14 protein-coding genes are annotated in these 15003 nt (G+C 55.5%); 9 read left to right on the plus strand and 5 right to left on the minus strand.

The window, feature by feature from the left end; translation table 11 throughout:
- Positions 1 to 328: 328 nt before the first annotated feature.
- Positions 329 to 946 carry a cysteine hydrolase family protein gene (locus QD461_RS31190; RefSeq protein WP_414090996.1) on the minus strand — a complete coding sequence of 206 codons (618 nt, stop codon included), beginning with the start codon at positions 944 to 946 and terminating at the stop codon, positions 329 to 331.
- A 76-nt stretch (positions 947 to 1022) separates the two neighbouring features.
- Here QD461_RS31190 and QD461_RS31195 point away from each other — a divergent pair, with 76 nt between their 5' ends.
- Complete coding sequence (locus tag QD461_RS31195; RefSeq protein WP_414090997.1) at positions 1023 to 1916, plus strand: LysR family transcriptional regulator; 894 nt, start codon at positions 1023 to 1025, stop codon at positions 1914 to 1916.
- Between the two features lie 41 nt (positions 1917 to 1957).
- Here QD461_RS31195 and QD461_RS31200 read toward each other — a convergent pair whose 3' ends face one another.
- Positions 1958 to 3115 carry an MFS transporter gene (locus QD461_RS31200; protein ID WP_414090998.1) on the minus strand — a complete coding sequence of 386 codons (1158 nt, stop codon included), beginning with the start codon at positions 3113 to 3115 and terminating at the stop codon, positions 1958 to 1960.
- A 1020-nt stretch (positions 3116 to 4135) separates the two neighbouring features.
- On the opposite strand from QD461_RS31200, the gene QD461_RS31205 reads away from it, so the two are divergent.
- Positions 4136 to 4984, plus strand: a complete 849-nt coding sequence (locus QD461_RS31205; RefSeq protein WP_414091033.1) for a DUF3313 domain-containing protein — start codon at positions 4136 to 4138, stop codon at positions 4982 to 4984.
- Between the two features lie 344 nt (positions 4985 to 5328).
- On the opposite strand, the gene QD461_RS31210 is transcribed toward QD461_RS31205, so the two are convergent.
- Entirely contained in the window at positions 5329 to 5571 is a 243-nt protein-coding gene (locus QD461_RS31210) for a hypothetical protein (protein WP_414090999.1), read from the minus strand.
- 257 nt (positions 5572 to 5828) lie between these two features.
- On the opposite strand from QD461_RS31210, the gene QD461_RS31215 reads away from it, so the two are divergent.
- Positions 5829 to 6998, plus strand: a complete 1170-nt coding sequence (locus QD461_RS31215; protein ID WP_414091000.1) for an alpha/beta hydrolase — start codon at positions 5829 to 5831, stop codon at positions 6996 to 6998.
- Between the two features lie 220 nt (positions 6999 to 7218).
- On the opposite strand, the gene QD461_RS31220 is transcribed toward QD461_RS31215, so the two are convergent.
- On the minus strand, positions 7219 to 8496 hold the full coding sequence (locus QD461_RS31220) for a sensor histidine kinase (RefSeq protein ID WP_414091001.1): 1278 nt from the start codon (positions 8494 to 8496) through the stop codon (positions 7219 to 7221).
- 71 nt (positions 8497 to 8567) lie between these two features.
- Positions 8568 to 9239, minus strand: a complete 672-nt coding sequence (locus tag QD461_RS31225; protein ID WP_414091002.1) for a response regulator transcription factor — start codon at positions 9237 to 9239, stop codon at positions 8568 to 8570.
- Positions 9240 to 9853: 614 nt separating this feature from the next.
- On the opposite strand from QD461_RS31225, the gene QD461_RS31230 reads away from it, so the two are divergent.
- The 6 genes from QD461_RS31230 to QD461_RS31255 all read left to right on the plus strand — a co-directional run bounded on the left by QD461_RS31230 (position 9854) and on the right by QD461_RS31255 (position 14658).
- On the plus strand, positions 9854 to 10111 hold the full coding sequence (locus tag QD461_RS31230; RefSeq protein WP_414091003.1) for a hypothetical protein: 258 nt from the start codon (positions 9854 to 9856) through the stop codon (positions 10109 to 10111).
- Positions 10112 to 10745: 634 nt separating this feature from the next.
- Entirely contained in the window at positions 10746 to 11309 is a 564-nt protein-coding gene (locus tag QD461_RS31235) for a thiamine pyrophosphate-binding protein (protein ID WP_414091004.1), read from the plus strand.
- Positions 11306 to 11905, plus strand: coding sequence for a thiamine pyrophosphate-dependent enzyme (locus QD461_RS31240; protein ID WP_414091005.1), 600 nt, complete (start codon positions 11306 to 11308; stop codon positions 11903 to 11905). The genes QD461_RS31235 and QD461_RS31240 overlap by 4 nt, the downstream gene beginning before the upstream one ends.
- Positions 11906 to 11974: 69 nt before the next feature.
- Positions 11975 to 12997 (plus strand): fumarylacetoacetate hydrolase family protein, encoded by a 1023-nt coding sequence (locus QD461_RS31245; RefSeq protein ID WP_414091006.1) that lies wholly within the window; start codon positions 11975 to 11977, stop codon positions 12995 to 12997.
- A 486-nt stretch (positions 12998 to 13483) separates the two neighbouring features.
- Complete coding sequence (locus QD461_RS31250) at positions 13484 to 14020, plus strand: helix-turn-helix domain-containing protein (RefSeq protein ID WP_414091007.1); 537 nt, start codon at positions 13484 to 13486, stop codon at positions 14018 to 14020.
- Positions 14020 to 14658, plus strand: a complete 639-nt coding sequence (locus QD461_RS31255; RefSeq protein ID WP_414091008.1) for a cupin domain-containing protein — start codon at positions 14020 to 14022, stop codon at positions 14656 to 14658. The genes QD461_RS31250 and QD461_RS31255 overlap by 1 nt, the downstream gene beginning before the upstream one ends.
- Positions 14659 to 15003: the final 345 nt, after the last annotated feature.

Below are 15003 nucleotides of genomic sequence, written 5' to 3' on the forward strand. Positions count from 1 at the left end.
TGCAATCGCAACCAATGCTGCCGGACCAGCAGCACCGCCGACCTAGAGGCCGGCAGATGACATACCCGATCCAATGCCCATTCCTTTGCATCGGTACCGGCTGCGGTGGCAGTCCACGTGCCACTCTTTCGGTGGGCGCTGAACATGATAAAGGTATTTCATGCCTTGATTAGTGATCAACATCCCTATGGGTGATACCAGCGTACAGCTGCCTAAACCCTGCTTTCGGCCGACGACATATGTCGCGCGGCAGAACTGCACGGACCGATGAAATGGACTAAGTCGCTGGCAGCGCAGGAAAGCGCCGAGCGCTGCCAGCTACAATCGATCACACGCCGCTGCTCGACAGGATGGCGGTGTCCGGCACGATGATGGCGAAGCGGTCGGCGAGTTCGGCCAGAGCTGTCTGGCGAACGATCTCGGCCGGGATCACGCCCTTTCCATCAACGAGCGGCAGGTCGCGTGAAGCGGTTGCATTGGCGACGACCGTACTACGGTAACCGAGATCAAGGGCTGCCCGCGTCGTGGTGCTTACACACATATGTGTCGCGAAGCCCGCGATAATCAGCTCCTTGCGGCCGACCTCTTGAATTAGATGATGCAGATTGGTGCCGGCAAAGGCATTCGGGAGCGACTTGATCACCACCTTCTCATTCTCGATCGGCAACAGCTCGGGCATAATTGCCGCATAAGGTCCTTGCGGGGAGAAGGCTGCAGCTCCAGGCCGCCCATGATGGACGACATGAAAGACCGGGACACTGTGGGTTCGTGCCAGATCGAGCAGCTTTGCCGCTTCGGCGACGGCGGCTTCTATCCCGGACAAGGGAATGGCGCCGGTGACATATTCGAGCTGGTGGTCGATCAAAATAAGAGCCGAGCGATCAAGAGCGCTCGGGGTGAGGGGCGCTCCGGCAATCTGAAGCAGGGTCTTTGGAAGGGTCATCATTGGGGTCTCCATCGGTTTGAATGCCCCGTTTAAATAGCCCGTTCCATTTCGTGCGATAATTCAGTATCTATTCTCAATGGCCGACAAAAAACGCACAGCATCGCTCGATTGGGAAGACGTCCGGTATTTTGTGGCGCTCGTCCGTCACGGCACATTGAGCGCGACGGCTCGAGCCTTGCGTGTCAACCACGCAACGGTGTCGCGCCGTCTGGCAAGTCTGGAAAGCGTGTTCGGACAGCCACTATTCGAACGCCGTCCAGAGGGCTTTGTTCTGAACGAGGCCGGTCGCGCCGTGCTTGACGAAACCATTGTCATGGAAGAGGCGGCGTCTGCGGCATTCAGGCGCCTTGAAGCCGGCACGGCAACCGCCGGGCTCGTTCGCATAACCGTTGTTCGAAGCCTAGCTGACGGCTTTATCGCCGAACGTCTGGGGCAATTGCTGAGGGCACACCCGCAGCTCGACATCGAACTGATTGCAGATTCCCGAAACCTGAGCCTTGCCCGGCGCGAAGCAGATTTGGCTCTCCGCTTGGGACGACCTGCCAAGGGGGAGTTGCTAACCCGCCGCGTCGCGACGCTCGAGTATGGATTCTACGCTTCGCATGCCTATGCCGCCCGCGTCGCTGCGGGCGAGACGCCGATTTTCATCGGCTTCGATGTCGACAGCGAAGCCGTGCCTGAAGCAGCCTGGGTCAAGCGCAGGTTTTCCGGGCGACGGTTCGCACTGCGCAGTAATAGCCAGACGGCACAGGCTGCGGCGGCGGCCAGTGGATATGGCGTAGCGCTGCTACCCGATTGGCTGGCGCACTCCAGGCAAGATCTCGTTGTTCTCGACATGGGAGAGGCTCCGCCGCCACGCGAGCTGTGGTTAATCATGCGGCCTGATATTGCTCGGATTCCCAGAGTTCGGTTGGTTGCGGATCATCTCATCGATATGTTCGAGCGCAGTACAAGAAACCAGATGCCGTAATGGGTCGGCAGAGGTCGCCATAGCATTGGCGCCCCCATTGTTCAGTTGTGACAAGACCTCGACGTGCCGGCAGGTGTAACGAACAGGCGAACCAAAACGAACAGGCTTCCGATAAGTGTCGCAGCACCAATGACCAGAAACGGGGCCTGTGTGGCCACAGCGCGTGGAAGGGCATTTGCGACCAGCGGCCCGGCCATGCCTCCCAATCCCGTTGTGACAATGAACACCGAGTTGGCAGTGATCCGCTGTGCTGCAGGCGCAGCTGCGTTCATTGCCGCGGAACCGAGCGGATAGAGACTGAACGCTGAAGCGCCGAACAGCATGGCAATGATCATGATACAACTGGTGCTGCGATCTATGCTCGCGGCAAGCATGAAGGAAGTCATTGCCGTCGCCAACAAGGCGGTCGAAAGGCTGGTTCCGGTACCAAGGCGATCGGAGACGCCACCGGTCACCGCGAGGCCCAGCATCCCGCCGATCATCGCCATCGCCATGAATATTCCGGCAAGAGAACCATCTTTCAGGGCTGCTGTCGCAAAGAGCGGACCCATCCCGTAGAAACAACTAAGGCTGATGCCGGCCGCCAGTCCGACGACCAATGCCGCCGACGAACTCTTGAGCAACGCAACAAGATCGCGGGTAGCACCAACCGGCGCCGTTGCCATCATGGCAGGTTTTGATGGGAAGCTGCTCCACCAAAACATGCAGGAGACAATCAGCGCCAGCGCACTCAACAATGAAATCGTGGGGATCAGGCCGGCAACAGCCGAGCCGGTTGCCTGAGCGGCATAGACGATGATCATGTACAGTGCCAGCAACCGCTGCCGATGGGCCGGCGCGGCAATCGTGTTCATTCTGCTTTCAATGAGCAAATACAGTCCCGCTATCGCAGCGCCGGCTCCGATGCGAGCAGCGGCGAAAAGGACAGGATGCCCCGGAAGTAGAAATGACGCGTTCATCGCAGCGAAGACGGCAATGAAAATTATGAAGCTGCGTCGGCACCCCATGCGCGTGACGAGCGATTGCCCGGCCAGTCCTCCGAGAAGTACACCCGTATAAAGGCAAGCTCCAAATAGCGCAATTGTCCGCGACGAGAGTCCGTCTCTCGCCCAGCCAAGCGGCAGGGAGGTTGCGAGAATGCCGTTTGCTGCCAAAAGGACGGCAACGAGGATCAGAAGTGGGGTGGCCGGTCTCGACATGTCTCTCTCCGTCGGCGTTCGCTGTGGACTAGCTGACGTGGTCTCGGTGTCCGAGGAAAGTTTGAACACCCAGCAGCCTGCTTCAGACGGATTAGTAGGAGTGATGGTGCTGCGCGCGAATTCGAAAACTTCGCACAGTGCGCGATAGAATTTGCACAAGGCGTGAGTGGCTCATGTGCTGCGAGCATGAATAACCCACGTCATTCTCGACCGCTTCAGCACCGACGGCGAAAGCAAAATCGGTAAGTGCTAACCAGATGGGTGAAGCTTGATCACGACGGTCTGTCTGAGTGTTAGTGAAACGGGCATCCGCGATCCAAAGGAGTCAGTGCACCAACGAATTGAGATCCGTACGTAACATCAAGTGCATGGCGATGGTTACACTTGTAAAACGGGGGAAGTTGCGGTCATGACACGCCGATAGCGGTAGCCCGATGAAGGCGTGGTGGAGGAGGCCGCCGAACTCCTGCAGCGATGCCGAGGCGTTCGGCGCGCGCAAGCTCACCGCCTCGCTCGGAACTGACATCTCAAGCGACGCGGGTTCCCATGCGGTCGTGGAGGCGCTCCCACTGAATATCCGGTATTGGCGCACTTCGCCCGAGATTCACATTGGATCGAGATCAACCGTCGGGCCACCTTATGATGTTTGGGGTCGATCTGGCAAAACGTCTTCCAGGTCCTTAGAGTTTTGCTTTCCGAAGAGATCAACTTCCGGCCGAAGCTATTCAGGCGGCATTTTCTCAGCTTTACGGCCGAGCAAGACGCTTCGATCGTCGTGATGGAGGCTGGTGCGAGTGCTCATTGCAGGGCGCGCGATGACGAAGCTGGGCCATGAAATACGACTGAAAGCGCTGCAATACATGCGCCCGCCGCGGGAGAACGCGACTGAGACGCAAGGTCAGACTATCACAATGGTCAGAGGTTAAATTGTTTCCATCATTCGACAGTCGTGGCGAACCGAATGGAGCTGAATTTGACTATATTTGGACCTGTTTACCATCCTCGGCGCAAGTGGGGCCGATGATGAACTTCAAGGCAGCTTTCCTTCTTATCCCGCCCGTGGCAATTGCGATGGCCGGGTGCAGCAGTGTTCCTCTTAAGGACGCAGGCACATTGTCAACATATAGGAATCTTGGCCCCGCGACAGGAAATACGAGCAAATCGCGAACCTTTGTCGATAAGAATGAGTTGATCAACGTTCGCACTGTCAATATTTCTCCGACAGGCTATGGGTTTGACGCCGGTGCGCAAATCAAGGCCCCGCAAGATCGGGCACTCGTTTCGAATGCAATCAATCGATCTCTCTGTATCGCGCTCAGTAGCAAATATCAGATCGTCCCAATTGACCAGCCGGCAGATCTGACCATCAAGGCGGTTATCAGCGATGTCGTTCCAACAAACAAGGCGGTCGCGGGAATATCGAAAGTGGCCTCTCTCGGATCCAGCGCCGCCATAGGGTTTGGAATACCGCGTCTTCCTATCGGGTTTGGAGGGCTAGCTGTAGAAGGCGAGGCGATCGATGCCTATGGCGTTCAACGCGCTGCAATAATTTGGTCGCGAGGAGCCAACTCTTTCACGACCGGCGCGCGTCTATCGGACGTTGGAGATGCATATAGTCTCGCATCCAGCTTCGGTGATCAATTTGCAGCGATGCTCAAGGATGGAAGGCCGCCCGGTGACTTCAAGATCTCCTTGCCATCAACGGATCAGATTAAAGCTACGCTGGGTGGGCGGCCTAAATATGCCGCCTGCGAGGCATTCGGCGGCACGAAGGGACTCATCGGTGTAGTCGCCGGTGGGTTAGGGGCACCACCATCCTGGACGGATCGCGCAGGCGTTGCCCCAACGAAAGTGCCCAACATTCAGTAGCATCGCCACACCGCAGGTGACGACTTTCAAAAAGGTCTCTACTCAATTGTCAAGATATCGGCGCAAAATTGCATGCGCGTATAAGCCATCTTCTCAGAAGGTTGCTGTATCAAGCGAGGCGATATGCCTAACAGGCTAAAATCGTTCATTCTTGTATCTATTACGGTCACCGTAATGATGACATCACTTCTAAGTGGACCGATCTTCATGTTCATATTGAAATATCATCAGGTGATAACGCCTCTATATTCATCTCTGTACGTAAATATGGAGAATTATCATTCTGCTGGATCTCATTTGTCTGATGGAGAGGCCATAGGCTGTGAGTGATTTATAGCTGAATATCATGTCAAAATCGAAGCGGATTTTTTGTTAGGATTCTGTAAAATATGAACCGTATCTGCATTAAAAATTTCAGACATCAGCGACAGAAATTGGAAGGTGGCGGATTGTCGGTCTGCAGCATAATCCTCTGCCTCTTTGTTTTGTTCACTGTCGTTATCTCTGTGTTTTTCGACTTCTATCTTCTCGAAGTCGATAGGTGGACATCTGCTTTCCTTCTCATTGCTACGACCGCAGCCGGTCAACTATGCCTGTTGATTGGTATCATCTGTACAGGCAGCAGGCCTGAAAATGCATCGCGCCCGTTTAAGTGGTTGCTGATAATTGCGATATCACTGGCTCTTGGATATTTGGCCGTCATATCCGGGCAGAGCCTGGGAGAGCCATTGCTGAATCCGGACGTCATGATCTTTTGGGCTTTACCCTCATAATTAAATGATGGTGACAGTTGGCGTGCTGGACCACACCAGGTAAGTCGACGAGGACAATGGAGCAGCACGCAATGAGCTACGCCGTTCTTCGACGGATAATATCTTTGATGCTGCGAGGGCTGGTTCTTGCGAGCGCCTTCTGGTTGGCGGGATGCGCGAAGCAAGAGCGTCACCAACTGATCGGCGAGGTTGGCATCAGGGCGCCAGATGAGGCGATTCTCGCCAGCCACGAGGTTTTTATTGTCACCACCCGCGCCCACGTCAATGATCTGCACGAAGTCTTTTCCGGCGCACGCGCACCAACGCCGTTCTACGCCATGACCAATGTCACCGTGCCAACCATCCACAAGGTGGGCTACATCGAGCGTCCGAGCGATAGCTTGGCCAATCCCGCCAAATATTTCACCGCGACTGGTGTCGCCCGCTATGGCAACAGCAAGATGTTCTCGAGCGCTTTGCGCAGCGAGATTAAAGCGCGGGGCGGGCGGGTGTTGGTTTATATACACGGCTTCAATACTCAGTTTGACGACGCTGTTTATCGCATCACGCAGATCAGTCAGGATGCCAACTATAAAGGCGTGCCGGTGCTGTTTACCTGGGCTTCAGCCGGCAAGCCGTTCGACTATGTCTATGACACCAACAGTGCCATGGCCGCGCGCGATGCGCTGGAGGACACACTGCGCTTGGTGGTCAGCTCCGGCGCCACTCGCGTTGATATTGTGGCTCACTCGCTCGGCAATTGGCTGACGATGGAGGCGCTGCGCCAACTCGCCATGACCAATGATCGTGATCTCTCGGGCAAGCTCGGCAATGTGGTGTTGGCGGCTCCTGACATCGATGTCGACGTGTTCAAGAGCCAAATGCGGCGCTATGGCAAGCCGAGCCGGCCGTTCATTGTGCTGGCGTCGAACCGGGACCGTGTCCTAGACATGTCGAGCTGGCTCGCCGGCAGTAAGCCGCGGCTCGGCGACTATCTCGACACAAAGGATATCGCCGACTACGGCGTGGTGGTGGTGAACATGTCCGATATCAAAGGGAACGACGGCCTCAATCATTCCATTTTCGCCGAAAACCCGACCATGGTGAAGTTACTCGGCATTGACCTCAATAGGGATGATGCGGGCCGTCTCGGGGACGGCACGGTGACCAGCAAAGTCAGCAGTCTTGCGACGGGGAGCGATGGAGCCATAGCTCGGGCTGCCAGTGTTGGGATGAACGCTTCAGCGGGTGTTCCACGGTAGACGTGCGTCAGCGAGCTCGGTTCACCAATTTTGCGGAACTGGCTCCTAGTTTCATTGGCTTCCACGCGATCGTCACTGGCGACTGCCAAATCTTTAGCTATGAAGGCCCTTCTCTGCAGCGGCGTGGGTCTGGAGGGCCTCAAACATGCTGTCTTGGGTTCCGGTCCCTGTTGGTCGCAATGCCCGGACATCGCTACGCTTGATCTCGCCGCCATTCCCATCAGAGCTGAATGACGATCCGCGTGCCCTCGGGGCCACTTTCAAGGCTCACTTTGCCGTGATGATTGGTGATGATCTGCCTTACGACGCTCAGGCCAAGCCCAGCGCCGGTACTTTTCGGTGCGGCGCGATAAAATGGTTCAAAAACCAGTTCCTGATGTTCTACCGGAATTCCCGGCCCTTCGTCTGACACGACAATTCGTCTGTCCGCCGACACGGAGACGGTGATCATTCCTGCATTGCCGCCATGATCGACAGCATTGCGAACGAGGTTAGTGATCGCTCTAGGCAAGGCGGAAGGGCTACCCTCGTAGGAAAGGCTCTCCACGTCGGCCTCAAGCGAAATCTGGTAACCTGCGGAAATTGCTAGCGGTGCGAGATCCGCAACGACAGTGCGCGCTATCTCAACCAGATCAACCGTCTCCTTGCTGTCGATCATTTGATCGTGGCGTTCAAAATTGAGAAGCTGTTCCGCGGTCTCGGCCAAACGAGCCATATCGTCCAATAATCGCCGCCGTTCCGGACCGTCATTCATGCCGTCGATCCTTGTCAGCATGATTGCAATCGGGGTTCTCAGCTCATGCGCGGCGTCGATCAGGAAACGTTGGCGCTTCCTTACTTCATTTTCCAGGCGTTCAAGTGCTTCATTGAAGCCGACAACAAGTGGAGCAACTTCATCGGGTATTCCTTCGATGGGGAGGCGCGCTCTATGATGAGTGAGATCAATCTCCGCCGCCTCTTGCGCAACCGCACTCACTCGTGCCAGAGAATGTCTCACAATTCTGGGAACGGTCAGACAAACGGCCAGACAGGCAATCGCAATCAAAGAAACGTAGACCGGGAATAGTCTGAAAAATAGTGCCAGAAGCGGCCAGTTCTTGCCGGAAACGCCGCCGAACATGATCCGTAGGCCGCCCTCCGACGTTTCAATGTTCTCGATCATCGCGACTTCGTTTGTGAGGAGAGAATTTTGGATATCGGCAGCATCGAAGTAGTGCACAAAATGAGTAAGCGCAGCATATATAGCTGGAGGCGAACCATAAGATGTGGAGGCGCCGTCCGCAGTGGCGGCGACAAACCATAATCGGCTATTCTGTTTCTTGAGCTCCTCCAGTTCCGGCGTTGCGATTAGAATCAGCCGCCGTTTGTCATCGCGTGTGATGGCTTGGGAGATTGACGAAATAATTCTGTTCTTCATGACGATGTTCGGCGACATCATTGCGATAGACCAGATGCAGAGACCGATGATGATTGACGCTAGAAGCGCGATGATGATCAAGCTGAATTGCCGGCCGTACTGCCACCGGGGGAGCTGCGTTGTTCTGTTTCTTGAGCTGTCGGACACCTATCTCATTCTTCCTTCATGAGATATCCGACACCGCGGATATTGTGGATTGTCACGCCTGCATTCGCATCTGCCAATCGTTTACGCAGGCGAGAAATGTGCGCATCAAGGGTGTTGGACTGGATCTCTTCCTCGTAATTGTAGACGGCCGCTTCAAGCGTCGATCGGCGGACCGTCATATTTTTCCTTTTGGCAAGCGTTACAAGAACGGAAAGTATGCGCCGAGGAAGGTCAAGCGAAATGGCGTCAATCGTTACGTTAAAATTCAACGGATCAATGACCATTCGACCGATGCTAATGCTGGGCTCGGCAATCTTGACGGGGCGCCGCAGCACAGCGCGCAGCCGCGCCATCAGCTCTTCTGCCAAGAAGGGCTTACCGAGATAGTCGTCCGCACCAAGGTCCAGACCTTCAACGCGCTCCAGCGGCTCGTTTCTCGCCGTCAACACAATGATCGGCGTCTCGATCCCCGATCGCCTTAGTTGGGGAATAAACGTCAATCCATCTCCATCAGGCAAGCGTCGATCGAGAAGAATCGCATCGTACTCTATTTGAAGTGTCAACTCGCGCGCGTCGCGAAGATGCGTGGTGTGGTCAGTGACGACACCATGCTTGCTTAAGACCGCTGATAGCCCAACAGCGAGCTCCGTCTCATCTTCGACCAGCAAAAGTCGCATCGCTCTGTCACCTCCACCGTCATTGTCTTGTCGGTCATGAACATTGCGACAACATGACCGTGGTGGAGGGGGGCGACCGCCAGATTGCAGGCGCCTTGGGCGATGAGCGTCCGGTGAGCGGATTTTGCTGAACGGGCCAGTTCGGCGATGTTCTGGGACTAGAGCCAGCATTGGTGCTAGCATTGATAACAGATCGGGGAGGTTGGCATGGCCCGCATGGAGATTATTTCCGGCGTTGAGCGTGGGCGGCGATGATCGAAAGAGGCTAAGTTGGATATATTGGCGGAGGCAGATCAGCTCGGCGTGCGCATTGGGGATATAGCTCGTCGGCATTATATCCATCCGGGTCAGATCCGAATATTGCGAAAGACAATGAGCCACTTTAGTGCGTCGCCATCGTTTTTCGGTGCAACTGATGGACGACCTAGGCCTCGAGCAGAAGCCTAGCGTTTTGCTGGCGCCGGTGTTTATCAAGATCTTGCTCCGAAACGGTCGCGGTTTGAAAGTTCCAGCAGACATCGAGCGACAGATGCTGGCATCCTTAGTCGCCTGTGTGGCGGCATGATCGGGCTTTCAGGAAATGTGCGGATTTATTTGGCCTGCGGGAGACTGACATGCGGCGCGGCATTGGCGGTCTGTCGGCGCTCGTCGAAGCGATCATAAAGGAAGCGCCGGGTCGTGGCGCGATCTTCGGATTCCGCGGCAACGCGCCGACCGAATTGAGCTTTTATGCTGGGTTGGCCCAGAGGTTCTGCTCGTCTCGATCGGGGATGGTTTCCCTGGTAGGCGCCGATCACGGCTCCGGCTGCGTCGCCGACACCCGCGAGAATAGGCGACCGACTGAGAATTTGCCAAAACATGCCTCATGGTAAGTCAAGGTTCCCTCACGCGGAAATCGGCATCTGGTCTCAAGGCCGAAAGGCACCCTAACCATTTGTAGACGCAAATGCTGGTGGGATTATTTCTCAACACCCAATCCACTTCCTTGAATGTCAAGCGCCCGCGGCGGATCGAAGATCGTAATCAGCGGCCGCGGGTAGACCTGTGCGCCTTGGCGCCGTGGACCGCACTGTCGTAACGGCAGCTGTTGCGAAACATCTGCAACCGGATGACTTCGCCCGACAACTTGGCTCTTCACGTGTTGATTGAGATCGTCGCTGCAATTGCCTTTGCCCATAAACGCCTTCTTGCCTCAGAATTGGGAAAGAAGCCGCGTACCAGTCTCGTCACTTTTGAGTTTTGCGCAGCCAATTCAATGTCCTTCTGAGGCTCATAAGTCATGCTCCCAGAAGGATCACTCCCCCCGAAGTGGCCAATCAAATTAGATGTGTACGCCATAATATGAGAAAAATGTAGTTATTAGACGGGGATTGATTCATCAATAAGCGATGTACTAATCATAAATTCAGTCAGAATAAATGATAATCGTAATTGACAAATCCGCGGCAGGCAGTCATCGTGCCGGCATATCGAAGGGAATGGGTTGCGGGAGAGAAGAGGGGATCTATGGCACAAATCTCTGAGGCGGCGCCGGTGCGGGCCGGCTATCGACACGATGACCAAGTCGTTGCTGCAACCTATGCGGCTATCCGCAAAGCCGGCATAGATTTTGCCGTCCACCTGCCTGATACAATTAACTATCCGCTGATCCGAGCACTGGATGCTGATCCGGATGTGATCTCGATCAATTGTTCGCGTGAGGATGAGGCTGTTGCTATTGCCATGGGAGCCTACCTGGGCGGTCATTGGCCGATCCTTCTAACCGAGGGTTCAGGACTGGGGCTGGCTGGATTGGCCCTCGCCAGGGCAGTGGTGCAGCGCACGCCGATGCTCATCCTTGCCAGCCATAACAGTGCACTTGGTGAGAGGCATGACTACGGATCGGCGACGCGACGCGTGACCGAGCCGCTGCTGCAAGCGCTGACCATTCCCTATGTCGTTGCCATGCGGGGTAGTGATATCCCGATGCTGGTCCGTGAGGCGCAGATGACGGTTCAAGGCGACAGACGTCCCGTGGCGATCCTGCTGCCACGCCACTCTATGCATGAACTTGAGGAAGATCGGACATGAACCGAGTTGAAGCTCTGGAAATCCTGGCCAAACATCGAGGCGACAGTCCTGCGGTGACGGGTCCCAGTTTTGGCGGAAGAGTGCTCTACGCCATCGATCATCGACCGGCGACTATCTACAACATGGAATTGGGCTATCCGACGGCGGTCTGCCTTGGACTTGCGCTATCGCTTCCGGGCGAGAGGATCTATGCGGTCGAAGGCGATGGGTCCATGCTGGCGGGTCTGGCGACACTGACCACAGTCGGCCGCTTCCGGCCTGAGAATCTCGTCATTCTGGTGATCGACAACCGTGCCTATGTCACGACCGGTTCGATCGCCTCCGCGACATCGACGGGAACCGATCTCGTCGCCATTGCCAAGGGGTCTGGCATCGCCGAGGCGCATCAAGCGGAAGATCCCGTCGAACTTGACCGGGTGATGGCGCGGGCTGCCTCCGGGAAGGGACCATTCTTCATCGTTGCCTCGATCGCGCAGGAGGACATGCGCGCGGTCGGTAAATCGGCAGCGATGCCCTTCGATATTGTCGAATCAAGCATCCGCTTCCGCCGCACACTCGAAGATCGAGGTCTGGTGCCGCCGATTTGGGCCGTATAGCGCCCGTCGGCGGAGGCGCGTGGCGCAAACATCCATCAGAATCCAATACTCATTGAAAGGGAGGTATCCATGAGTTTAATTTATCGTCTTGCGACCGTATCGCATAGGTCGAGGGAGTTTCTGGCAATCGAGGTCAACGGCACGCTGTATGAACTCGCCCTTGGTTATGAGGCATTCAAGGCGGCCAAGGGTCGTCATGATTTCTTCAAGGCCCGTCACAATTACACCATGCTCGACCTCTTGGAGGAATGGGACTTGTTTGACGCGGTTCTTGACGAGGTTGCGTCCTTTTTGGTCGAGCCCGGCACTGATAGCCGAGCTTACGCCTATGCCGAAAATGAAGTTTCATTCTTGCCGCCGATTCACTATCCGGACAAGGTTCTGAATGCCGGTTCCAATTTCTATGATCACTCCAAGGAGATGGGCGCTGCACCGCCCGACACAACAACACAGGAGCCATACTTCTTCTACAAGGGACGTAAGGACACCCTTATCGGTCATGGAGACAACATCCGTCTGACGCCTCGTTCGGGCTATGTCGACTGGGAGGCCGAACTCGCCGTCGTGATCGGCCGGAAGGCAAAGCGCGTCGATCGCAAGGATGCTTACAACTACATCGCGGGCTATACCTGCTACAACGATGTGTCAGCACGTGATCGCATGCGGCGTTCGAACGAGACGTTCGACTATGATTGGTTCTCAAACAAAGGGAACGATACGTTCGGTCCGATCGGCCCGTATATTCTGCCCCGTAAATTCATGCCTGACACATCGGACATCAACATCAAATGCACCCACAATGGTGATGTGGTGCAGAGCTTCTCGACGAAGGATATCATCTTCGATATTCCACGCCTGGTCGAGACTGCAAGCTCTGTTACGACCCTCAATCCCGGGGATGTGATTGCATGTGGTACGGGTGCCGGCGCAGGCATGGCGCACGGGATCAAAGTCGGCTGGAACGAGATGCATAAAGTCTTCGAGCATATGTATGCAGGCAAGGCTCGATTGCTGAATGCGGGAGATACCATCGCCGTCGAGATCGAAGGTATCGGTCGTTTGCAGAACCAGGTCCTGCCATCATCGAACTAGAAGCCATCCCGCTTGCGAGCTGCATGGCTCCCTGTGGGCGCATAACTTGAATTGAAACAAGCCGGCGCTGAAAGGAAAACGGGGCACGCTCACCGTAAGATGTGGTGATGCCCCTAGTTCGTTTCGGCGCCGGTCCGCATGAGCCGCTTTGGTCTTGGAGGTTCATTGACATCATGCGACGAGCATCTTGATCCAATGCGCAGGGCGGCCTTCGGCATGACCGCCACCGAGCACAAACGATGACATGTAGATCGCGTGGAGCCCAACGGCGATTATCCATCTGCATCCCAGGAATTGTTCGTGGTGAAAATTCTTTCACAGGTTGTGACGTCAGCCATCGGAATGAAGACCGACCTTGTCTAGTTTTAGTGCCTCAGGTAGAGAAACTAAGGCAGTGGACGAATTTGGTAAGGTAGTAAATTGAACCAATCTAGGTCCGATCAGGGCGACGGGTCTTCGCAAGCGACCACGTTTGGTCAAGAACAGATGGCGGCTTTCGGTCGTGAGCTGCGGCGGTTGCGGATCGATCGCGGCTGGTCGCTCCAACGAATGGCGGCCGAGAGTGGTGTTAGTGTAGCCGGGATACAGAAAATTGAGAGCGGCACCACAAGCAGCCCGAACTTGCAGACGGCTGTCAACCTCTGCGAGGCACTCGGTCAAGAGTTGACGGATCTGGTCACGGCTGCTTGTGCAGTGAAGACATCCATCGACGTCGTGACTGGAACAGCCGCTGCGACTGCGCACGGGTTGACCGACCTTACGGAAGATTTGAGCGAGCGTCGTCTTCAGTCCCTGGTCATCGCGCTTGGAACCGAGCGCGATTTCGAACTCACTGATATATTGCCACCATCGTTTATGTATGTCTTGCAAGGGCAGGTCACTGCCCGTTTCCAAAGCGGACGGGTGGTGCGGCTGGACGCCCACGACGCCATCCACTTGCGTGAGGAGCTACCTCTTCGGCTTGAAAGAGCTGGGGAGAGTGCGGTGGTAGTGCTCCTTGTGTCGGACAAGGGGCTTGAGTGATGACGTTGACGCCGAAAAAGGGAATGGCGGGCAAGGGCCCCGAAAGCGCTCCGTTCAGCGATGATGTGTCAGACGATGAGATGATGAAAGTTGGGCGGCGACTGCGGACTATGCGCAACCGTCATGGATTGACCATTGCCGGGCTCGCGGAACTGTCTGGCGTTCCTGCAAGCACGATCAGCAAGATCGAGAATGGTCGGTTAAATCCGAGCCTCGTCAATGCCATTAATCTTGCGCAGTCTTTGAACGAGAACCTGGGGTTTCTTATAGGGCGCTATCGCGATCCGGAACAGGTTGAGGTGGTAGTGCGGGCTTCGGATCGCCAAACGATTGCCTATGGGGAAATGCGTGTCGTCCTTCAGGACTTAAATGGAGCTTTCCCCGCGGGTGTGCTTGAAGCACGTGTCGGCATTCTCGAGCCAGGCGCAAGGTCCGGAAGCAAGCCCATGCGCCATGTTGGCGAAGAGCTTTGTTATGTCATAGCGGGCCGTGTTCGCTACAATGTCAATGGGCGTGAATATCTTCTATCCGCCAATGACTATATTCAACTGAAGTCGGAATCGCCGCATTCCTGGAAGTGTGTTTCCGAGCAGGGGGCCACCGTCATTTGGGTGTTCTCGGACGGGCTGTCTTTCTAAGCGGGATTCTACGCCTTGCAAAGTATACTGCGTAAATATCTCGATTGGACGAATAGCATTCCTAATCATTGGTAGTCGCGATCAACGGTCATGCGTTTTCTGCTCCTCAGATCCAGGGGGTAGGCTTTGACCACAATTTAGCTGAATCTCTCGCGATTATTGCTCATTAGATGAAAAATCCCTTCGCACGACGTTGTTCTGGCAACCTGCCATGCCGGGGTGTTTGCAATGAATGTTTCAAAGAGGAATATTCGTTGACTTTGTGAAAATGCAATGTACTAATCATAACGATCTAGGCCGAACTAGCGAGTGTCATGCGACCCTACAGGAATTGGTCGGTCAAGT

This window comes from Rhizobium sp. BR 314 (assembly GCF_047445805.1).
Taxonomy (GTDB): Bacteria; Pseudomonadota; Alphaproteobacteria; order Rhizobiales; family Rhizobiaceae; genus Rhizobium; species Rhizobium lusitanum_B.